18 protein-coding genes are annotated in these 20,308 nt (G+C 59.3%); 12 read left to right on the top strand and 6 right to left on the bottom strand.

Annotated features, from left to right (window positions below; all coding sequences use genetic code 11):
• From ACW4YW_RS06740 to ACW4YW_RS06695, 10 genes are all read left to right on the top strand, one after another.
• Positions 1 to 969: a FecR family protein gene (locus ACW4YW_RS06740; protein WP_457136875.1), complete on the top strand. Its 969-nt coding sequence runs from the start codon at positions 1 to 3 to the stop codon at positions 967 to 969.
• Between the two features lie 80 nt (positions 970 to 1,049).
• Positions 1,050 to 3,536 (top strand): TonB-dependent siderophore receptor, encoded by a 2,487-nt coding sequence (locus ACW4YW_RS06735; RefSeq protein WP_457136874.1) that lies wholly within the window; start codon positions 1,050 to 1,052, stop codon positions 3,534 to 3,536.
• Positions 3,537 to 3,745: 209 nt separating this feature from the next.
• Positions 3,746 to 4,276 (top strand): sigma-70 family RNA polymerase sigma factor, encoded by a 531-nt coding sequence (locus tag ACW4YW_RS06730; RefSeq protein WP_457136873.1) that lies wholly within the window; start codon positions 3,746 to 3,748, stop codon positions 4,274 to 4,276.
• The gene (locus ACW4YW_RS06725) at positions 4,273 to 5,259 is read left to right on the top strand and encodes a FecR domain-containing protein (RefSeq protein ID WP_457136872.1); all 987 of its coding nucleotides are present in this window, start codon (positions 4,273 to 4,275) and stop codon (positions 5,257 to 5,259) included. The genes ACW4YW_RS06730 and ACW4YW_RS06725 overlap by 4 nt, the downstream gene beginning before the upstream one ends.
• Before the next feature lie 115 nt (positions 5,260 to 5,374).
• Complete coding sequence (locus tag ACW4YW_RS06720) at positions 5,375 to 7,849, top strand: TonB-dependent siderophore receptor (RefSeq protein ID WP_457136871.1); 2,475 nt, start codon at positions 5,375 to 5,377, stop codon at positions 7,847 to 7,849.
• A gap of 253 nt (positions 7,850 to 8,102) precedes the next feature.
• Complete coding sequence (locus ACW4YW_RS06715) at positions 8,103 to 9,701, top strand: PepSY-associated TM helix domain-containing protein (RefSeq protein WP_457136870.1); 1,599 nt, start codon at positions 8,103 to 8,105, stop codon at positions 9,699 to 9,701.
• The gene (locus tag ACW4YW_RS06710) at positions 9,698 to 9,988 is read left to right on the top strand and encodes a DUF3649 domain-containing protein (protein ID WP_457136869.1); all 291 of its coding nucleotides are present in this window, start codon (positions 9,698 to 9,700) and stop codon (positions 9,986 to 9,988) included. The genes ACW4YW_RS06715 and ACW4YW_RS06710 overlap by 4 nt, the downstream gene beginning before the upstream one ends.
• Complete coding sequence (locus ACW4YW_RS06705) at positions 9,985 to 10,788, top strand: DUF3325 domain-containing protein (protein ID WP_457136868.1); 804 nt, start codon at positions 9,985 to 9,987, stop codon at positions 10,786 to 10,788. Before ACW4YW_RS06710 ends, ACW4YW_RS06705 begins: the two co-directional genes overlap by 4 nt.
• Before the next feature lies 1 nt (position 10,789).
• Positions 10,790 to 11,125: a hypothetical protein gene (locus ACW4YW_RS06700; protein WP_457136867.1), complete on the top strand. Its 336-nt coding sequence runs from the start codon at positions 10,790 to 10,792 to the stop codon at positions 11,123 to 11,125.
• Positions 11,126 to 11,262: 137 nt separating this feature from the next.
• Complete coding sequence (locus ACW4YW_RS06695; RefSeq protein ID WP_457136866.1) at positions 11,263 to 11,505, top strand: DUF2789 domain-containing protein; 243 nt, start codon at positions 11,263 to 11,265, stop codon at positions 11,503 to 11,505.
• Positions 11,506 to 11,782: 277 nt separating this feature from the next.
• Here ACW4YW_RS06695 and ACW4YW_RS06690 read toward each other — a convergent pair whose 3' ends face one another.
• The 5 genes from ACW4YW_RS06690 to argS all read right to left on the bottom strand — a co-directional run bounded on the left by ACW4YW_RS06690 (position 11,783) and on the right by argS (position 16,582).
• A complete protein-coding gene (locus ACW4YW_RS06690) occupies positions 11,783 to 12,412 on the bottom strand; it encodes a pyridoxamine 5'-phosphate oxidase family protein (RefSeq protein ID WP_457136865.1) in 630 nt (209 codons plus the stop codon).
• 253 nt (positions 12,413 to 12,665) lie between these two features.
• Complete coding sequence (locus ACW4YW_RS06685) at positions 12,666 to 13,460, bottom strand: SDR family oxidoreductase (protein WP_457136864.1); 795 nt, start codon at positions 13,458 to 13,460, stop codon at positions 12,666 to 12,668.
• A gap of 16 nt (positions 13,461 to 13,476) precedes the next feature.
• On the bottom strand, positions 13,477 to 14,112 hold the full coding sequence (locus ACW4YW_RS06680; RefSeq protein ID WP_457136863.1) for a thiol:disulfide interchange protein DsbA/DsbL: 636 nt from the start codon (positions 14,110 to 14,112) through the stop codon (positions 13,477 to 13,479).
• Positions 14,113 to 14,176: 64 nt separating this feature from the next.
• Positions 14,177 to 14,788 carry an SPOR domain-containing protein gene (locus tag ACW4YW_RS06675; RefSeq protein ID WP_457136862.1) on the bottom strand — a complete coding sequence of 204 codons (612 nt, stop codon included), beginning with the start codon at positions 14,786 to 14,788 and terminating at the stop codon, positions 14,177 to 14,179.
• A gap of 135 nt (positions 14,789 to 14,923) precedes the next feature.
• Complete coding sequence (gene argS / locus ACW4YW_RS06670; RefSeq protein ID WP_457136861.1) at positions 14,924 to 16,582, bottom strand: arginine--tRNA ligase; 1,659 nt, start codon at positions 16,580 to 16,582, stop codon at positions 14,924 to 14,926.
• A gap of 106 nt (positions 16,583 to 16,688) precedes the next feature.
• Between argS and ACW4YW_RS06665 the strand changes: the two genes are divergently transcribed.
• The gene (locus tag ACW4YW_RS06665; protein ID WP_457136860.1) at positions 16,689 to 18,899 is read left to right on the top strand and encodes a primosomal protein N'; all 2,211 of its coding nucleotides are present in this window, start codon (positions 16,689 to 16,691) and stop codon (positions 18,897 to 18,899) included.
• Between the two features lie 3 nt (positions 18,900 to 18,902).
• On the top strand, positions 18,903 to 19,967 hold the full coding sequence (locus ACW4YW_RS06660; RefSeq protein WP_457136859.1) for a glycosyltransferase: 1,065 nt from the start codon (positions 18,903 to 18,905) through the stop codon (positions 19,965 to 19,967).
• Here ACW4YW_RS06660 and ACW4YW_RS06655 read toward each other — a convergent pair.
• Positions 19,964 to 20,254, bottom strand: coding sequence for a DUF5666 domain-containing protein (locus ACW4YW_RS06655; protein ID WP_457136858.1), 291 nt, complete (start codon positions 20,252 to 20,254; stop codon positions 19,964 to 19,966). The genes ACW4YW_RS06660 and ACW4YW_RS06655 overlap by 4 nt on opposite strands.
• Between the last annotated feature and the right edge of the window lie 54 nt (positions 20,255 to 20,308).

Raw genomic sequence — 20,308 nt, 5'->3', positions numbered from 1 at the left:
ATGCGAAGCCCTGCCTCCCACATTGCTCCCGGCATCATCGAGCAAGCCGCCAAATGGCATGCGCAGGTGCATTCCGGCGAAGCCACCGAGGCCGAGCGTGTGGAATTCGAGCAATGGCGCCAGGTGGATGCGACACATGCGGAGGCATATGCGCGCATGGAAAAGCTATGGTCCAGCTTCGAAGAAGCGCAGGATGCGCCGGGCAAGGCCGCATTGAATGCCGTGCTCAAGCCGCGTCGCAGCAAGCGCACGAAAACGGCTACCAGAATACTGTCGCTGCTGGTGATCACCGTGGCGGTCGGCTTGGCAGCGCAGACGCAGCCCGCCCGGGTCATGCGGGCGGATTACAACACCGGCATCGGCGAGCAGCGCGTGATCCGGTTGGCGGACAGCAGCCGGGTGACGCTCGATACCCATAGCGCGGTGAACGTGGATTTCAGCCACGGACAGCGCCGGATAGAACTGTTGCAAGGCAAGATCCTCGTGGAAGTAGCCAAGGACAAGCAGCGGCCGTTCATCGTCGAAACCGCCGAAGGCACCGCGCGGGCGCTGGGTACGCAATATGCCGTCAGGCGGCAGAAGAAAGTGACGCAGGTCACGGTGATCGAGTCCAGCGTCGAGGCCTGCGGCCTGCAGTCAGAGTGCGTGACCCTGCAGCCTGGCGAGTCGGCCCGCTTGCAACGCGGCCTGGCGCTCACCAAGGCCCAGGCCGACGTCCAGGCGGAAACCGCCTGGACGCGCTTCAAGCTGGTGGCGGACGACATGCCGCTGCCGCTGTTGCTGAAGGAATTGCAGCGCTACCATCGCGGGCATCTCTACTTCAACGAAGAAGCGGTTGGCAACGTCCATGTGTCCGGCGTATTCGCGCTCGACGACACAACCCATACCCTTAAGGTGCTCGGGGATACGACCCCCGTTGTCATGACGCAATACACGCCCTGGCTGACCGTCATCACGCCCGCCAAGTAAAAATATTCGCGGTTCACTGTCCCTCTCCCTGTCTGGTGCGTCATCGATAGTGAATACAACATTCAGGGAGTCTTATTTTCATGCAGTCATTCCATCTCAAGCAGAAGCCGCTGGCCGTTGCCGTGCGCATGCTGCTGGCATTTTCATCCGCCACGCTTGTTTACCTGCCGCAATCGGTACAGGCCTATACCGGCAGCCAGGCGGAAAACCGCCATACCTACGATATTTCAGCCGGTTCACTGACTGGCGTGCTCAACAATTTTGCCCAGGCTGCCGGCGTCGTGCTTTCGTTCGACCCGGCGCTGACCGCCGGCAAGAACAGTAGCGGCCTCCAAGGTAGCTATACCGCCAAGCAAGGATTTGATGCTTTGCTGCGCGATACCGGATTGCAGGTGTCTCCTGCCGCCGATGGCGGATTTACGCTGAAAGCCGTGCCGGTCGCCAATGTCTCGGAGAAAGCGGATGTGCTGCCCGAGGTGGCGGTGCGGGCAAAAGCGGAAAAGGCTGCTGTCACTGAAGGGACAGGCTCATACACTACGCGCAGCATGAATTCTGCGACCAAGTTCAACCTTTCTCCCAGGGAAACGCCGCAGTCGGTCACCGTGGTGACCCGGCAGCGGATTGAAGACCAGGCGCTTCAATCATTGAGCGATGTGGTTCAAGTAGTGCCTGGATTGACGGTGACCAAGTGGGGCGGAGAGCGGTATCGCTTCACTTCTCGCGGCTTCCAGATCAACAATCTCATGGTGGATGGCCTGCCCATTCAATACGAAGAGGCGGCATTGTCTACCGGCGCGATGTCCATGTATGACCGGGTGGAAGTGATGCGGGGCGCTGCCGGGCTGATGGAGGGTGCAGGCACGCCTGGCGGTTCGATTAACCTCTTGCGCAAGCGCCCGACCAAGGAGTTTCAGGGTTCTGTCACTGCAAGTGCCGGGAGCTGGGATAATTACCTGGGTTCGCTTGATGTTGCCGGGCCGCTCAACGAAGCAGGAACACTGCGTGGCCGTACCGTGATCAGTTACCAGGATAAAAAGTCGTTTATTGATGACTACCAGAACAAGCGTACATTGGTATATGGCATCCTCGAAGCCGATCTCACCCCTGCCACCACAGCAACGCTGGGCCTCTCCTACAGTAAAGAAGACAATCCCGGTACGGATTGGAACGGTATCGGCACCTATCCGAACGGCAGTTTTTTGCCTATTTCCCGTTCAACACGCATGAGTCCGAGCTGGTCATATTGGGATAAGGAAAGCACCACCATATTTGCTGATATCGAGCATCGCTTCGGCAACGACTGGAAAGCCAAGGTGGCGGCGACCTCCATTGCAAGCAAGATGGATATGCTAGGCACATTCCTGGGAGATGCCAACGTGGATGCCGGGGGCAACCCATCATTCACGTTGTACGGTGCCGGCACAGCCTACCGCTATGACCGCGATCAATTCAGCATAGACGCTTATGCTTCCGGCCCCATCGACCTTTGGGGCCGTACGCACGAGCTCGTCATTGGTGCGAGCAAGCGCAGAAGCACCTGGAATGACGAGGGCGCCCCGACCGACTTCACTGCCGTGACTTTCAATCCGCTGAACTGGAACCCACGCTCGGTTCCCAAGCCGTCTCTCACCGGCGACTGGAGCCTATATGGCCGCGATGCTGAAACTGAGCAGACAGGCATTTACTCGACAGGTCGTTTCAAGGTGTTTGACCCACTGACCGTAATTGCTGGCGCACGCCTGAATTGGTATAAGCAAACACTGGAAAATCGATGGGCTGGCGCTGTCTACGGTACTTCAGACTTTAAGGTCAGCAATGAGTTCACACCTTACTTGGGCATTATTTATGACCTGAATACGCAACACTCAGTCTATGCCAGTTGGACACGTATTTTCGAACCTCAAAGCTACTATACTGCGGGCGGTAGTTTGCTCGACCCGCAAACCGGCAACAACTACGAGGCAGGTATCAAGGGCGAATATTTTGGCGGCCGCTTGAATGCCAGTGCCGCCATTTTCCAGATTGATCTGGAAAACCTGCCTGATGCTGTGCCTGTATCTCAATGTGCGGCAGGTCTGACAAGTTGTTACCAATCCGCTGGCGAGGTACGCAGCCGGGGGATCGAGTTTGAACTGAACGGCGCACTGACGCCTGATTGGCAGGTGGCTGCCAGTTACACGTATGCCTCGGCCAAACGCCAGTCGGAAGCTTCAGATTATGATCCTATCGGCACCTACACCATGGGCAAGCGCTATGCGACCAATATTCCCCGCCAGCTATTCAAGCTTGCCACCACATACCGGTTGCCGGGCGGGTTGAACCGTTGGAAGATAGGCGGTTCGGCGCATGTCCAAAGCGAGATTGAAAGTCCTTGGGGCGTCAGGCAAGGAGGTTACGCTATTGTCGGGCTTTACGGCACCTATTCAGCTAGCAAGCAACTGGATATCAGCTTGAATGTGAATAACCTGTTTGACCGTAAATATTACTCCGTGATTGGATCATTCTCGGATAGCAATTTCTTCGGCGATCCGCGTAACGTAATGCTAACCGCACGCTATAAGTTCTGAAAATTATTGACTCGAGGGTAGCCTCTCAGTTTAGGCCTGCCTTTTGCAATACCCATGACAAAAAGCCCCTTTCTTAATATGGAAAGGGGCTTTTTTATCAGTAGCCCAATGGTAAGCGGTTCATGCGCGTATCAATAAAATTATTCTCGAGATGACCGCAACGCAGAATATAATAGTTCTTATTTGCGAATTTCGTGCCGGTCCAGCGCATGTCCACTCCCACCCTACACCCGAATATCCATGACGCTGCGTTACAGCAAGACGTGGAGTCGCTTTATACCGGCCACCATCGCTGGCTGCGGTCATGGCTGAGGCGGCAGCTGCATTGCAGCGATAGCGCGGCGGACTTGGCGCAGGACACGTTCATGCGGGTGATTGCCGCGCGCAATGCGAGCCAGATACTGGAGCCGCGCGTCTATCTTGCCACGGTGGCGCGGCGGGTCATGGTGGACTACTTCCGCCGCAGCGCGCTGGAGCGCGCCTACCTGGAAGCGATTGCAGGCATGCCCGAGCCGGTGCAGATTTCCGTGGAGGAGCGCACCATCGTCATCGAGACCCTGTGCGAGATCGATGCCATGCTTGATGCGCTGGGAGAAAAGCCGAGGCAGGCTTTCCTGATGTCGCAATTGGACGGCCTCACCTATCAGGAAATTGCCGAGCGCATGAACCTCTCTGTCAGTTCGATCAAGAAATACATGGCGCGCGCGATCGAGCACTGCCTGTTGTTTTCCCTGTCATGAGCAATACCACGGTACCCGACCCGCAGACCGCGCGGCGTGTCATCCGCGAGGCGGCGGCCTGGTATAGCCAATTATGCTCCGGCGAGGCTGGCGCGGAAGAAAAGCAGGCCTGGCAGCGCTGGCTGGACCAAGGTTGGGAGCATCAATGGGCATGGTCGCGCGTGGAACATTTGCAGCAGCAAATGTCGGCGGCGCCCGGGCTCGTCACGCGCAACGTGCTGGATTCCGGCACCGAGGAAATGCGGGCCCGCAGACGTAGCCTGCTCAAGGGCCTTGGCATGGTGGCAGTCGCCGTCCCATTGGCTTGGCAAGGCTGGCGCACGCAACCATGGCAGGCCGTACTGGCTGATTACAGCACGGCCACGGGAGAACGCCGCGAATGGATGCTGGCGGATGGCACCCGCCTGACCCTCAATACCGATAGCGCGGTGAATGTCGTCTTCGACCAGCATGCGCGCATGCTGCACTTGATCAAGGGCGAAATCTACATCGAGACCGGCCATGGCGCCGGAACGCAGGGCCGGCCGTTGATCGTCAAGACCGCGCAGGCGAGCCTGCGGGCATTGGGGACGCAATTCGCCGTCAGGCAGCTTGCGGGGGCCACCTGGCTCGGCGTGATGCAGCATGCGGTCGAGGTCGCGCCTGCTCATACAGGCCAGGCCTATATCGTGCCTGCGGGAAGGCAGGCCACGATTGACGGTCATGCATCCGGAGCGTTGCTCGCGCTGGCCGGCAACGAGGCAAGCTGGCGGCGCGGCATGCTGGTGGTCAGCGATTGGCGCCTGGAAGACCTGGTGGCCGAGCTGGGCCGCTATCGCCGCGGCGCCTTGCGTTGTGATCCGCAGCTTGCGGAGCACAGGATTTCAGGCGCTTTCCCGCTGGATGATACCAATGTGGCGCTGGAAGCCATCCAGACCGCACTGCCACGTGTGCGGATCGACTATTTCACGCGTTATTGGGTGACCTTGCGTTCCACCACATGAGCGATGCCGGGTAAAACGTAAAAGTTTCCATTTGCATTGTCCCTTTCCTGATTTCGTCCGACCAATCCCATGAAGCGATTCATTCCAGGGAAACGAAGTGAACAAGGGAGACGAAATGAAACGGCCATCCAAAGCCATCCACCACCATCCATTGCAACGCAACATACTGGGCGCCATGCTGGCGACCGCCTTCAGCCTGGGCACATTGCCCTTGGGGGCGCTCGTGTCGCCCGCCATTGCGGCAGAAAGCGAGACTGCGCGCCCCTACGACATCCCGGCCGGAGCGCTGGATGGCGCATTGAGCCGCTTTGCCGGGGAGGCGGGCGTGGTGCTGTCGTTCGAGGCGGAGCAGGCCAGGCATCTTGCGACCAAGGGCCTGAAAGGCAATTACAGCGTCAAGCGGGGGGTTGACGCGCTGCTGCAAGGCAGCGGCTTGCAGGCAGTCGAGGTGCAGCCCGGACGCTTTACCTTAAAGGCGGTCACGACCAGCCCATTGCAGAAATCGGCAGAAGACACCTTGCCGGAAGTCAGCGTCAAAGCCAGCGCCGTAGTGGATGCAGTGACGGAAGGCACAGGTTCGTACACCACAAAAAGTATGAGCACTGCGACCAAGATGAACCTATCCTCCAGAGAAACACCGCAATCGGTGAGCGTGCTGACGCGCCAGCAGATCGAGGACCAAGGCCTGATCACCTTGGACGACGCCGTACAGAACATCACCGGCTTGATCGTGCAGAAAGGCTATTACACAGGGGATTCAGGCGGCTTCTTCTCGCGGGGTTTCCAGATTTCCAACTTGTTGCTGGATGGCTTGCCAACCAGCACGGGGGCGAACGGTACGTTCAATGCCGATAACGACGCCCTGGATATCTACGACCGTGTGGAGGTCGTGCGCGGGGCTACAGGCCTGACCACCGGTGCCGGCACGCCATCGGCAGCGCTCAATCTCGTGCGCAAGCGGCCGACGGCGGAAGCGCAATCCAGCGTGACCTTGAGTGTGGGAAGCTGGAATAATTTCCGCGCGGTACTGGATGCGAGCGGCCCGCTGAATGCCGCAGGCACCCTGCGTGGACGTACCGTGGTCACGGCACAGGATAACGATTATTTCTACGATGCTGCGCATGGGCGCAACCAGCAGTTTTATGGCATTTTGGAAGCAGACCTGGGCGATACCACGGTCGCTGCGTTGGGAATACATTATCGCAGGGTAGATAACGACGGCTTGATTCCCGGCCAGCCTACCAATGCGGACGGCAGTTTTCTTTCCGGGCTCAAGCGCTCCACCAACCTTGCCAACGATTTCGACTATTGGAAACAAACGGACGTCACCATATTCGCTGACTTGACGCACAAGTTTGCCAATGACTGGCAACTCAAGGCGGCTGCCGTCTGGAAGCGCCCGGAGCAGGACATGATGTTTTCAGGGCTGAGCCGGAACAGCGGCGTGCTCTACCAAAACAGCCAAAGCTACCGGCTAGATAACAAGCAGGATAGCTACGATGCCTCGCTCAATGGCCCATTTACCTTGTTCGGGCGCAGCCATGAAGTGATGTTGGGCGCCAATTACCGCCAGTATGACAACAAGAACTGGGGCGGCTGGGCATCTTATAGCTGGTCTACCTCCGGCCCGGTGGTCGACCCCTACAACTGGAGTTCATCCAGCGTTGTTGAGCCGGGCATTAATATGTCGTTGTGGAAGATCGATACCACGACCCGGCAGAAAGGCGTTTATGCCGCGACACGCTTGAATATTGCCGATCCCTTGAAAGTCATTTTAGGCTTGCGTTCCAATTGGTATGAAAACCAGAATCACCTGACTCACTCCGAATATAAGGTAACGCGAGAGATCACGCCTTATGCCGGCATTATTTACGACGTGAATGAGGCACATTCGGTCTATGCCAGCTGGACCGAGATTTTCGAGCCGCAAAGCAGCGTGGATAAGAGCGGCAACCTGCTTGAGCCGATCACAGGCACCAATTACGAGGCCGGCGTGAAAGGGGAATACTTTGGCGGCAGGCTGCATGCCAACCTGGCTACCTTTATTGTCAAGCAGCAGAACCGCGCCGTCAATGACTTGAGCGGCCCCAACCCTTGCCCCGGCAGCACCGGAGGATATTGCCAGCGCGCTTCCGGCGAGGTGGAAAGCAAAGGGGTAGAGCTGGAAGTCAGCGGTGCGCTGACGCCAAACTTACAGGTCATGACCGGCTATACCTATGTGGCGGCCAAATATACCAAGGATGACGATCCCGACAATATCGGCAGGCTGTACAACAGCAATTTGCCGCGCCACCAGTTCAAGCTGATGACGAACTACCGTCTGCCGGGCGAACTTTCACGCTGGCGCGTCGGCGGCAGTGTGTATGCGCAGAACAGCATCAAGGCGAACGACGACCCGCGCATCCAGCAATCTGCCTACGCGATTGTGGGGCTGAATGGCAGCTACACCTTGAACGAAAGGACGGAATTCCGTCTGAATATTAATAACTTGTTCGACAAGTATTATTACCAGACCATAGGCTGGGGCACCGGGGGCAATGTATTCGGCACTCCCAGGAGCGTGTTGCTGACGGCACGCTACCGGTTCTAAGCTGTTACTATGCGTCAATAGGATTGGTATCCCCATCATGCAGGCCGCCTCTGTGCGGCCTATTCGCTTTTATTGCTGGCCAGACAAAAAATTTTGGGTTTGGGGTGTCCTTTTTGCATTCTCAAGTGTCATTACTAATAAGAGGGTAATATTTCGAAATATTGGCCCATCCGCATGATGGGCTGCCTCAATGAATATGCAAGGCGGATAGCGGCCCTATCCGCCTTTTGATTGAACCGAGCAAGGATTTGTCGTGAAAGAAGGTTTTCGCCAGAGCATGGCCTGGCTGCACACCTGGGTGGGCCTATTGGTCGGCTGGGTGTTGTTTTTCGTATTCGTCACCGGGACGACGGGCTATGTGAACGCCGAAATTACGCGTTGGATGCAGCCGGAGCTGCCCCTGCCCAAGAAAGTGGTCGAGGTACCGTCCGCCCAGGTGCTGAAGCTGGGCCTGGACCGGCTCGAGCAGGTGGCGCCCGACGCCAAGATGTGGAGCATCACCTTGCCGCATCGCGGGCTGGCCGAGCGCACGGATCGTGAAGCCGGCATCTCCTGGGAAGACATGCCACGTCCGGGGCTGGAGCGCGGGCGACGCGGCAACGAGAATTTCGACCCGGTGACCGGCGTCCCGGACCAGCCTGTGGAAGGCCGGGAGACCGGCGGCGGCTGGGAGCTGTATGAAATGCACTACGCATTGCATTACATCGATTACGACGTCGCGTTCCGCATTGTCGGCGCGTGCACCATGTTCATGCTGCTGGCGATCATCAGCGGCGTGATTACGCACAAGAAGATTTTCAAGGACTTTTTCACCTTCCGCCCAGGCAAGGGCCAGCGTAGCTGGCTGGATGCGCACAACCTGGTGAGCGTCATGGCATTGCCGTTCTTCCTCATGATCACCTACAGCGGGCTGGTGTTCTTCGCATTCCAGTACATGCCGACCGTGAAGGACACCTTGTACGGCTCCTCGGAAAAGCAATTGCGCCAGCTGTACGACGAACTGTTCAAGCGCGACCCGGTAGATAAGGTCTTCGAACCGGTGAAGCGCCCTGCCGCTTCCGTGGAGGACATGGTCGCGACGGCCCAGGCGGCTTGGGGCAAGGTGCCGGTCGCCACGGTGATGTTGCGCCACCCGGCCGTCGAAGGCCCGTATGTGGAAATCATCGGCGATTACTCCACCACGCTCAACCGTGGCTTTCCGCCCAAATTGCGCTTCAGCGCGGTGACGGGCGAGCCGGTGGAATTCGACAATGAGACCAACGCCTCCATGCTGACGCGCAACGTGATGCTGGCCTTGCACGAAGGGCATTTCGCCGGCTGGTGGCTGCGCTGGCTGTATTTCCTCTCCGGCGTGCTCGGCTGCGCGATGATAGGCACCGGCCTCGTATTGTGGACGGTGAAGCGCCGCAACAACTACCTTGGCAAGCACGGCGGCACGCCGGGCTTCGGCCACCGTCTGGTGGAAGTGCTCAACGTCGGCACCATCGTCGGCCTGCCGGTGGCTGTGGCCGCCTACTTCTGGGCCAACCGCCTGCTGCCGATAGAAATGGCGGACCGCGGAGAATGGGAAATGCATTGCCTGTTTGCCGCTTGGGGCTGGATGTTCATCTACGCCGGCCTGCGCCCGCTCAAGCGCTCCTGGCTGGAAAGCCTATATATCGCCGTGGCAGCGTTCGGCCTGATCCCGGTGCTGAATTTCCTCACCACCGACAAGCACCTGGGTGTGACCCTGCCCCATGGCGATTGGGTACTGGCAGGCTTCGACCTGACCATGCTGGCGTTTGCCGCCGCCTTCGCCTATATCGCCTATAAGCTCAAGAAGAGATGGCTCAAGCAGGAGGGCAAGGTATGAGCGAAACGGCACGTTACCGCCTGGCGGTCGCCTCGCGCATAGTGGCCGCGGTCGTCGCTGGCTATGCCCTGGCATCCGCGGTATCCATATTGTTCGCGCTGTTGCTGCCGGTCTCCAGGGCCGAGGCCGTGCTGGCTTCCACCATGTTGAGCTTTGCCGTCTATGCGGGCATCGTCATCTGGGTGTTTCATGCGCGTAGCGCGACGCGGGCCTGGATCGGCCTGCTGGTTCCCCTGGCCGTGATTTCGCTGGCTTGCTGGCTATTGATGCCGGGAGGTGCCGCATGACCGCATACCATGTCGCGGTGCTGCTGTTCGCCCTGGCAGGCTTTGCCGCGCTGGCCGCCAGTATGGAGAAGCACGGCAGGGAGCTGACCGGAAGAGAATTGAGCGCTGGCCAGCGCAAATGGGTCTACTGGCTGGGCTGGAGCCTGCTGGCAATCGCATTGGCATGCGGCGTGGCGGGATGGCACTGGAATATCGGCCCGGTCGTGCTGCTGGGCTGGCTGAGCGTGGTGGGCGTGTTGATCGCGTTCATGCTGCCATGGTGGCCTCTACAGCCGAAGCATGCGCCGCGCAAGGAAAAGCCGCTGCCGCAACTGCAGGATACAGTCCTGTCCTTGCCGTTGCGGGCCTTGCTGGTCCTCGCGTTGCTTGCAGTGCCGTCATGGGTGGTGTTTAATGCCTGGAAAATGTCGGAGCAGGCCGTGCTGCGCGAGGATGCCATCCACGGCAAGATCGGTCCCTGGACGTTCGTGATCGCCGAAGAAAGCCAGGACGGTCCGGAGTTCTTTGCCGGCAAGACGCCGGTCAAGGAGTTTCATCTGCGCTTCTGCGAAGCCTGCGATAGCGAAATCCGCGCGGCCTACCTGAAGATACGCAAGCCCCGCTCCCTGCGTGCCGCAGGCCTGGCGTTCCAGGGCGCAAGGTGGACGAGGGAAGTGGCCATTTACATTCCTCCCGCTGCCACGCTGGAAGACCAGATCTGGCTGACGGTGGAAAGCAAGAGCGGCGAGGTGTATCACCAGGCCTTCGATATCGAGCGGCTATCTCCCGCCACCGCCAAGTTCATCAAGGAGAAGCGATAGCATGCAAGTTGGCAAAACCTTCATTTCTCGTATCCTCGTCCTGCTGGCTTTGCTGGGCAGCTCGCCGGCATGGGCGCACGGCGTGCATATCCCCATAGGCAAGTGCTGGACGGAAGCGAAAGAGATCGTCTGCGAGGGGGGCGAATCCGATGGTCATCCGCTGCTCAACGCGCTGGTGGAAGTGATCGACTACAATGAAAACATGCAGTTTTCCGGCAAGCTGGACGACCATTCCCGCATCCGCTTCAAACGCCCTCAAGGCGAGTTCTACATCCTCATCGATGCGGGGCCGGGACAAGTCATCGAAATCGACTGGAAAGATATCAAAGGGGTTTAACGCGCTGGCCAACACTGTTGGCCGCGCTTGGTTCCGGTGTAGGCGTAACGCTGATTGAACGGCATCAGCGCCTATGTTTAAATCGACGTTGATTGCCCGTGCAATGCCCGCCAACGATTTGAGACGAGGTGCCACCCATGAGCCAGACCTTCCACCGTTTTTCCGAACTGTTTGCCCAGCTTGGCCTTCCTACCGATGAATTGGGCATCCGCCGGTTTCTCGCCGAACACTCTCCCCTGCCTCATGATGTTCCCTTGCCTGACGCCCCGTTCTGGACGCCTGCCCAGGCAACCTTCCTGCGCGAAGGCTGGTTGCAGGATGCCGACTGGGCCGAAGTGATCGACCAGCTCAATATCGCATTGCGTCCGGTCGAAACCTGAACAGGCTTAGAGCCTGTTCATGGTCATTTCATAGGGCACGTTGCCCCGGCAGTGTAGTCGAAGCAAGGCGCAAACCGAAGCCGTGCTGATTGCCCGGCGAGGATTTGCAACGCAGCAGCGGCTGCGCTGCCGGGGCAACCCGAAGGGCATGGCCCCAACACGCGCCCGCTCCGCGTTGCAGCCCTTGGCAAGGCAATGAGCATTACCTGCGGACTGTGCCTTGACCGGACACGTTTTGAAACCATGCGTGCCCTATGAAATGATCGTGAACAGGCTCTTAGTACAAATTCTTTTTCGCATCATGGTCCAGCGCCAGGTCGATCAGCTTGGCCGGGACAAATAGCTTGTACTGATCCTTGGCAATCTGCCCCAAGGTGGGAAACTCCTTCCGGCTGATCTGCTTGTCCGCATTCCACAGTTCCGAGCGCCGTAACGCCTTGGAGCAATGCATATACGCCTCCTTCACCTCCACCACGATCACGGCGCGCGGCAGCTTGCTTTGGTGCACGAAGCGCTGCATGAGGTTCTCATCCAGGGTAATGGACGCCACGCCGTTGATGCGCAGCATTTCATGAATGCCCGGCAGGAAGAACAGCATGCCCACACCGGGCGAAACAAGGATGTTGGTCAGCGTATCCAACCGGTTGTTGCCCGGCCGGTCCGGAAAGGCAATGTGCCGGTCATCCAGCACATGGACGAACCCAGGCTCCCCGCCGCGCGGCGACAGGTCGCCTAGGCCTTCCTGCCCATGCGAGCTGATGCAGAAAAAGGGCGATAGTCCGATAAACCTGCGGCTATGTTCGTCCAGCCCGGGCAATGCCTTGTCGCGGATGGCTTTGGCTGGCTCATCGTAAATAGTCCTGAGCTCCGACAAGGAGGAAATGGCAGTGATGCCGGGCAATGACATGGCATGCTCCTGGGTAAAAGTGATTGCATGGGAGATTGACCGTAGTTTATCACGATGTTAATAATTCTTATTTGCGATAATAGCGGCGAATTGTCAATCCATGCTGACAGTTCATATTCATATCCACGATGAGTGCAAAACTGAAATGACAATCTGTCGTGTGGAGCAGCTATACAGCCATTACCGTGGCTGGCTGCATAATTGGCTACGCGGGATCAGGATGGAGAAGTCGTTCTGAGCGCCGTGCGGTATGTCAAAGTTCTATCCTGGGCTTATGCGGCGCGTTCTTAGTCAACCTATCCCATAACCAGCGCGGGATGATGCGCAGAATACGCGCTACCCAGCCCATTTGCCAGGGGATGACGACAAAACGCTTGCGCTGGGCGATGGCGTGGGCGAACTTTGCAGCGGCGATATCGACGTCCATGAGGAAGGGCATGCGGTAACCGTTGACGTCGGTCATCGGGGTACGGATGTAGCCTGGAGCGATGGTGGTGACGGCGATACCGTGGTGCTGCATCTCGGTACGCAGGCTTTCGAGGTAGGTGATGGCTGCGGATTTCGAGGCGCTGTAGGCGCCAGCCCCCGGCAGGCCGCGTATGCCCGCGACGCTGGCGATGCCGACCAGCTGGCCTTGCAGGCCGGATGCCCGCATGGCGGCGATGAAGGGCTGGAAGGTGTGCAGCATGCCGAAGACGTTGATCTCGAATACGGTATGGAACGCTGCGGTATCTTCGGCTTCGGCGGTCAGGGTGCCGCGGCTGACGCCTGCATTGGCGATTACGATATGCGGCACGCCGGCTGCCCGGATGAAATCCTGCGCGATGGCCTGCATGGCCTGGACATCACGCACGTCTGCCTGGTAAGGCAGGCATTGTCCGCTGGGGAACTCGGCCGCGAGCTTGTGCAATAGCTCCGCCCTGCGCGCAGTGACGCCGACAGTGGCGCCTCGCTTGAGGTAATGCCGGGCAAGGGCGAGGCCGATGCCGCTGGAGGCACCGGTAATAAAAACCCGCTGACCGGCAGCGGGTGTGGATGTGTGCAGCATCGCGACAGGCGGAAGATTACTTGGCGCCGCCGCTCTTTTCCTTGCGCACGTTCTCGATGAGGTAGTCGGCTACCTTGAGCACGTTCTGGTTGCCGCCCGCCATGGAGCTGGAGGTGATGTAGCGGCCGTCAATGATGATGGCAGGCACTCCAGTGGCGCCGGAATCGCGGAAGGTGTTCATCGCGCGTACGACATTGTTGTTGGTGGAGAATGAGTTGAACGCTTCTTCCACTTTCTTGCGGTCCTGCCCGCCTTGCTTGGTGATCCAGTCGATCAGTTGCGCTTCCACGGTCGGGTTCACAGTGCGGGCCTTGTGAATGGCGTCGAACAGCTGATTGTGCAGCTTCTCGGTCAGGTTGAGGGCTTCCAGCGCATAGAACGCCTTGCCGGCAGGCGCCCAGTCTGGACGAGGGACGCCGGGAACGCGCTTGAAGTAGACATCCTGAGGCAGCTTCTTCACCCAGGTGGCCAGGCTTGGTTCCAGGTGGTAGCAATGCGGGCAACCGTACCAGAAAATTTCCAGTACTTCGATCTTGGCCGGGTTGTCGGTCTTGATGGTCTTGGCTGTCTGGTTGAATTCGTTACCCAGTTGCGGATCCGCCATGGCCGTTGCAGATACCAGCAGCATCAAGGCAGCGAGAAGCTTTTTCATATCATGTCCTTACGATCGAGTTTAGGTGGTTAACGTTGTGCAAATTGTTCTGGATGACCTTGGCTTATTGTCCAGGGCTATTCACTTTGATCAGATCCGCCTTGAAGCCGTTTTGCGCAAGATCAGACTTGGCGCTATTGATTTGGTTCAGGTCGGCGAAGGGGCCGACGCGCACGCGGTGCCATACGCCCTTGCCTGGAATCGTGGCCGTCTGCACGATGGCTTCTTGCCCCAGCAAGGCCAGCTTGGCCTTCATGTTGTCGGCCTCTTGCTCGGTCTGGAATGCCCCGACCTGCAGGAAATAGCTTTCCTGCGTTTGCGCGGGGGCCGGGTCAGCCTCCTTCTGCTTGATTTCCTGCTCCGTTACCTGGCTTTCGGTGCCAGGCAGGATAGTGTAGAAATCGAAACGCGGCTTTTCGCTGCCGGATTGTCCATTGCCGGCTTCATTGGCTGGCTTGCTTTCCGGCTTGGGCAACGCGATTTCGCCTGGCTCCAGCTTGGGCTTGCCCGCCTTGTCGGAAAATGGGCTGTCGCTCTTCATGACGACGATGGCGACACCGACGGAAATGCCGACACCCAATAGCAGGCCAACCAGTAAACCGGTGAAAAACGGGCTGCCTTTACTGTTGCCGCCGGAGCTCGATTTGCGCTGTGCTGGCTTGTAGTCTCGACTCACGATAATTCCTCTTCCTCTTTACATTCATGTCCTGGCAGGCTTTGCATGGAGGCCTGCCTAGCGACTTGACTCAGGTTGCGATGGTTCCCCGTCAACAATCAATTCTTAAGCAATGCTTGAAGTTTACATGTTCGCTTACATTTTTTCTGGCGCGCTCACGCCGAGCAGTTCCAGACCGTTGCGCAGCACCTGGCGCGTGGCGCTGACAAGGGCCATGCGCGCTGCAGTGATATCGGCGTTTTCCACCAGGAATTTATGCGCGTTGTAATAACTATGCAGGTCGCCCGCAAGATCCTTGAGATAGGTCGCCACCATGTGCGGCGCGAGCTCCTGCGCGGCATTGGCAACCAGCTCGGGAAACTCGCCCAGGCGCTGCATCAGCACGGCTTCGTGCTCAGTATCCAGCGGGCTGAGGTCGGCCTGGGCCAGGCTGGCGATGTCGCCGCCCCACTCGTTCAATACGCTGCAGATGCGTGCATGGGCATACTGGATGTAATAGACCGGGTTGTCGTTGCTCTGGGCGCGGGCGAGGTCGATGTCGAACACCAGTTGCGAATCGGCGCGGCGCGCGGCCAGGAAGTAGCGCGTGGCATCGCAGCCGACTTCCTCGATCAAGTCGCGCAACGTGACGTAGCTGCCGGCACGCTTGGAAATCTTCACTTCCTCGCCGCCGCGCATTACGGTCACCATCTGGTGCAGCACATATTCCGGCCAGTCCTTGGGGATGCCGACATCAAGCGCCTGCAAGCCGGCGCGCACGCGGGTGATGGTGCTGTGGTGATCGGCGCCCTGCTCGTTGATCACGCGTTCGAAGCCGCGCTGCCATTTGTCGAGGTGGTAGGCCACGTCGGGGACGAAGTAGGTATAGCCGCCCTCGCGCTTGCGCATGACGCGGTCCTTGTCGTCGCCGAAATCGGTAGTGCGCAGCCAGAGGGCGTCGTCCTGCTCGTAGGTGTGGCCGCTCTTGACGAGGTTGCCGACAGTGCTTTCCACCTTGCCTTCGCTATAGAGCGCGGATTCGAGCGAGAACACGTCGAAATTGATCTTGAACGCCTTGAGGTCGAGATCCTGCTCGTGGCGCAGGTAGGCCACGGCAAACTGGCGGATCGCCTCGGCGTCCTCGGCGTCGCCCTTGCCGGTAACGGCCTGGTCGTCGGCGGTGACGGTTTCCTTCGCCATGTAGGCGGCCGCGACATCGGCGATGTAGTCGCCGCGGTAGCCGTTTTCCGGCCAGGCGGCATCGTCAGGCGTGATGCCCTTGCAGCGCGATTGCACGGAGATGGTGAGGTTGTCGATCTGCGCGCCGGCATCGTTGTAGTAGAACTCGCGCGTGACCGCCCAGCCGTTGGCGGCGAGCAGGCGCGCGAGACAGTCGCCGACCGCGGCGCCGCGCCCGTGGCCGACATGCAGCGGCCCGGTCGGGTTGGCGGAAACGAACTCCACCTGCACCTTGCGCGCCTGCCCTGCGTCGTTGCTGCCGTATTGCGCGCCCTGGCGCTGGATTTCGCGTACCACCGCTTGTTTGGCGGCGGGGCTCAGGTAGAAGTTGATGAAGCCCGCGCCTGCGATCTCGACCTTGGCGACGTATTCGGAAGCGGGCAATGCCTTGATCAGGGATTCGGCAATCGCGCGCGGATTCTGGCGCAACGGCTTGGCCAGGGTCATGGCGAGGTTGGTGGAAAAGTCCCCATGCTGCGTGTTCTTGGGACGCTCAAGCTGGATGGCGCTGATGCCCGCGTCGGCATCGAGGCTGTTTGCGGCGAACTGCAGTAATTCGGTAAGATGTGCTTTCAAGGCGAGCGACGAACGTGAATAAAAGCATTATTTTAACCTACTGCAAGCTTGCACTGATATGCAATTGTCGAACTTCGTCATGCGGACGGCAGATGATGGAAACTGCATGAGCCAGCATTCTTCCGATATGCATATCCTCAAAGTCGCGCTGGATGTCCCGCTGGATGGCGTGTTCGATTACCGTAGCGATGTCCCGCTGCAGGCAGGGCAACGCGTCGTCGTACCGTTCGGCCCGCGCAAGCAGGTGGGCGTGGTGGTCGATATTGCCGCCGCCAGCGATATCGCCCCGGCCAAGCTCAAGTCCATCATCCGGCATTTCGACCACGAGCCCGTGCTCGACGGCGAATTCTTCTCGCTGCTGAAATTCTGTGCCGATTACTATCAATATCCTTATGGGCAGGCCCTGCTTTCGGCATTGCCCGCGCGCCTGCGCCAGACCGAGCCGGCACAGGCAAGACAGCAGTTCTGCTATTGGCTCAACGCAGCTGGCCAAGCTGCCGACGTGGCGGCCATCCCGGCGCGGCAAACGGTACAGCGCCGGATTTTCACCGCATTGCGCGAGCATGGCCGCCTGAACGAGGCGGAGCTGGCGGCACTCAGCCCAAGCTGGCGCAAGGGGCTGGCGGCACTGAGCGAACAGGGTTGGATAGAGGAAGAGCAAGTCTATGCAGGCTTGAGTTCGACATTGCATGCTTCCAATGTGCAGCCCGAACTGAACGGTGAACAATCCCATGCCGTGCACAGCATCCTGCAGCAGCGGGACACGTTCAAGCCATGGCTGCTGCACGGCATCACCGGCAGCGGCAAGACCGAGGTCTACATCCGCCTCCTGCAGGCGGTGCTGGAGGGCAATCACGACCAAGCGCTGGTGCTGGTGCCGGAAATCAACCTCACGCCGCAACTGGAGGCGCGGTTCCGCACCCGGTTGCCACAATTCCCATTGGTCACGCTGCATAGCAATCTTAGCGAAAGTGAGCGCTTGCAAAACTGGCGGCTGGCGCAAACAGGCGCCGCACGTATCGTGATCGGCACGCGCCTGTCGGTTTTCGCTCCCCTGCCCGGGCTCAAGCTCATGATCGTGGACGAGGAGCACGACACTTCATACAAGCAGCAGGACAGCATGCGCTACCATGCCCGCGATGTGGCGCTGGTGCGCGCGCAACGCCGCAATATCCCCATCGTGCTGGGTTCGGCCACTCCGGCGCTGGAAACCTGGCATAACGCACAGAGTGGGCGCTACGGCCTGCTCAGCATGCAGCAGCGGGCGGTGAGCCAGTCGCAGCTGCCGCGGGTGAATTGCGTGGACGTTTCCCGCGTGCAGATGCAGGAAGGCTTGTCGCCGCAACTGGTCAAGGCCTTGAAAACCCGCCTGGAGCGGGGCGAACAGAGCCTGCTCTTCATCAACCGCCGCGGTTATGCGCCCGTGCTGCTGTGCAACGCCTGCCATTGGATCGCGCCCTGCATGCGCTGCAGCAGCAGGCTGGTGGTCCACCTGCGCCAGGGTTTCCTGCGCTGCCATCATTGCGGCCACGAGCAAAAAATCGTGCGGCAATGCCCGAGTTGCGGCAATGCTGACCTCCACCCCACCGGTAACGGCACGCAGCGCTTGGAGGAAACCCTGGCCAAGCTGCTGCCCGAAGCGCGCGTATTGCGGGTCGACCGTGACAGTACGCGCCGCAAGCATGCCCTGAGCGAGATGTTGTCCGCAGTGCATGAGGGGGAAGTGGATATCCTGGTGGGAACGCAAATGCTGGCGAAAGGCCACGATTTTCCCAACCTGACTTTGGTGGGCGTGCTCGATACCGATAGTGCCCTGTTCAGCCCGGATTTTCGCGCCGCCGAGCGACTGTTTGCCCAGCTCATGCAGGTCGCGGGACGTGCGGGCCGGGCGGATAAGCCCGGCGAGGTATTGATCCAGACCACCTTCCCGGAGCATCAATTGTTCAACGCCCTGCGCGGCCAGGATTACGCAGCTTATGCCGCCGGCCTGTTGCAGGAGCGCGAAATCGCCCAGTTCCCGCCCTACGAGTTCCTGGCCTTGATCAAGGCTGAGGCCAACGAATACGGTCCTGTGCAACGTTTCCTGCAATTTGCTGCCGATGCCGCACGCGAGCTGGGCACCGACGCGCTGGTGTACGACCCGGTCCGGCCGCAGATGGAGCGCCTGAAAGGCATGGAGCGCGGGCAACTGCTGTTCCAGGCCGCAACCAGGCAAGCCCTCCAGGTGGTCCTGAGGCAGCTCACGCCGCAATTGCGTGCGCATCCGCTCAGCAACAAGATACGCTGGGCGGTGGACGTGGACCCCCAGGAGTTCTAGCCCGTGTCCGGCAAGCGCATAGCCTTGGTGATGATAGCCCGCAACGAGGCACACTCGATAGCGCGCTGCCTGCGCAGCGCCCAGCCATGGGTGGATGAGATGATCGTGCTCGATACCGGCTCGCAGGATGAGACCGTCGGCATTGCCGAGTCGCTGGGCGCCAAAGTGCATCCGTTTATCTGGTGCGATGATTTTGCCGCTGCCAGGAACGCGGCGTTGGAATTATCCAGCGCTGATTGGAACTTGGTGCTGGACGCGGACGAGTGGATTATCTCCGGCGGTGAGGCATTGGCAGCATTGCGGCATTGCAACGAGGAGGTGATCGGCATATTGCGCCGTGACGATGAGGCCGAGGTGGACGGGGAGCTGCAGGTTGCCAGCGTGTGGATATCCCGCATCCTGCCGCGCCACGTGCGCTATGCCGGGCGCATTCACGAACAGCCGGTCTGTCCCGGCATGCCGAGACGGCAATTGGCTCTGGTCGTCGGACATGACGGCTATTTGGAGCAGAACAAGGCGGCCAAGCAGGGGCGCAACGAGGCTTTGCTGCGGTTGGAACTGGCGTCGAACCCGGAGGATGCCTACCTCAATTACCAGCTAGGCAAGGAACTGGAAATCTACGCGCGTTTTGCCGAGGCGGTGCCGTTTTACGAGAAGGCGTTGCTGCGTACCGGCGCCAATGCCACCTGGCGACACGACCTGGTGGTGCGGAGCCTGTTCAGCCTAAAGAAGGCAGGCCGTTTCAATCAGGCTGTCGACCTGGCTGAAGCCGAGATGCCGAATTGGCAGTATTCTCCCGACTTCTTCTTTGCGCTAGGCGACGTCCTGCTGGACTGGGCAATTGCCGACCCTTCGCAAGCCGAGGCCCTGCTGCCAATGATCGCCTCAAGCTGGGAAAGATGCCTGGAAATCGGCGACAACCCCGCCCTCAACAGCACAGTAGTCGGCAGGGGCAGCTTCCTGGCTGCCAAAAACCTGCACGCCTTTCACCTTAGCCTGGGACAGGCGGACCAGGCTGAATACTTCGCCAACCTTGAACGCGAGCTGCTGCGGCAACGCAGTGTTTAGTTCTTGCCGCATTTTTCAGGCTTGACGGTTTCGATTTCGGATACCACGCCCTTGTCATGCTCCACCTCGACACAGGCGCCTACCACCAACGGGCCTTGATCGGGATCGATATCGGTCTTTTCGGTGACTTCCACCTGTTGACCGCTGATGGTCCAGATACCCAGGTTGCCTGCTGGGCGCGCATCGATACGTCCGACGAATTCTTTATCCGCCATGGCGGGGGTGCTGACCAGCAGAGTACTGACGGTGAGGAGGGAAATAGTGCTGAATAGATTGGCGAGCTTCATGTTGTTATCCTTTCTTGATGTTGAGCTTGGATGAAAGCAAGCTTAACCATTGGA

This window comes from Methylobacillus pratensis (genome assembly GCF_054072455.1).
This window is presented reverse-complemented; position numbering and strand designations above follow the sequence as displayed.

Excerpts from the sequence above, each read along its gene's own strand:
- ACW4YW_RS06740 (WP_457136875.1), top strand. The coding sequence starts at position 1 with ATGCGAAGCCCTGCCTCCCACATTGCTCCCGGCATCATCGAGCAAGCC.
- ACW4YW_RS06735 (WP_457136874.1), top strand. The coding sequence starts at position 1,050 with ATGCAGTCATTCCATCTCAAGCAGAAGCCGCTGGCCGTTGCCGTGCGC.
- ACW4YW_RS06730 (WP_457136873.1), top strand. The coding sequence starts at position 3,746 with ATGTCCACTCCCACCCTACACCCGAATATCCATGACGCTGCGTTACAG.
- ACW4YW_RS06725 (WP_457136872.1), top strand. The coding sequence starts at position 4,273 with ATGAGCAATACCACGGTACCCGACCCGCAGACCGCGCGGCGTGTCATC.
- ACW4YW_RS06720 (WP_457136871.1), top strand. The coding sequence starts at position 5,375 with ATGAAACGGCCATCCAAAGCCATCCACCACCATCCATTGCAACGCAAC.
- ACW4YW_RS06710 (WP_457136869.1), top strand. The coding sequence starts at position 9,698 with ATGAGCGAAACGGCACGTTACCGCCTGGCGGTCGCCTCGCGCATAGTG.
- ACW4YW_RS06705 (WP_457136868.1), top strand. The coding sequence starts at position 9,985 with ATGACCGCATACCATGTCGCGGTGCTGCTGTTCGCCCTGGCAGGCTTT.
- ACW4YW_RS06700 (WP_457136867.1), top strand. The coding sequence starts at position 10,790 with ATGCAAGTTGGCAAAACCTTCATTTCTCGTATCCTCGTCCTGCTGGCT.
- ACW4YW_RS06695 (WP_457136866.1), top strand. The coding sequence starts at position 11,263 with ATGAGCCAGACCTTCCACCGTTTTTCCGAACTGTTTGCCCAGCTTGGC.
- ACW4YW_RS06690 (WP_457136865.1), bottom strand. The coding sequence starts at position 12,412 with ATGTCATTGCCCGGCATCACTGCCATTTCCTCCTTGTCGGAGCTCAGG.
- ACW4YW_RS06685 (WP_457136864.1), bottom strand. The coding sequence starts at position 13,460 with ATGCTGCACACATCCACACCCGCTGCCGGTCAGCGGGTTTTTATTACC.
- ACW4YW_RS06680 (WP_457136863.1), bottom strand. The coding sequence starts at position 14,112 with ATGAAAAAGCTTCTCGCTGCCTTGATGCTGCTGGTATCTGCAACGGCC.
- ACW4YW_RS06665 (WP_457136860.1), top strand. The coding sequence starts at position 16,689 with ATGAGCCAGCATTCTTCCGATATGCATATCCTCAAAGTCGCGCTGGAT.
- ACW4YW_RS06655 (WP_457136858.1), bottom strand. The coding sequence starts at position 20,254 with ATGAAGCTCGCCAATCTATTCAGCACTATTTCCCTCCTCACCGTCAGT.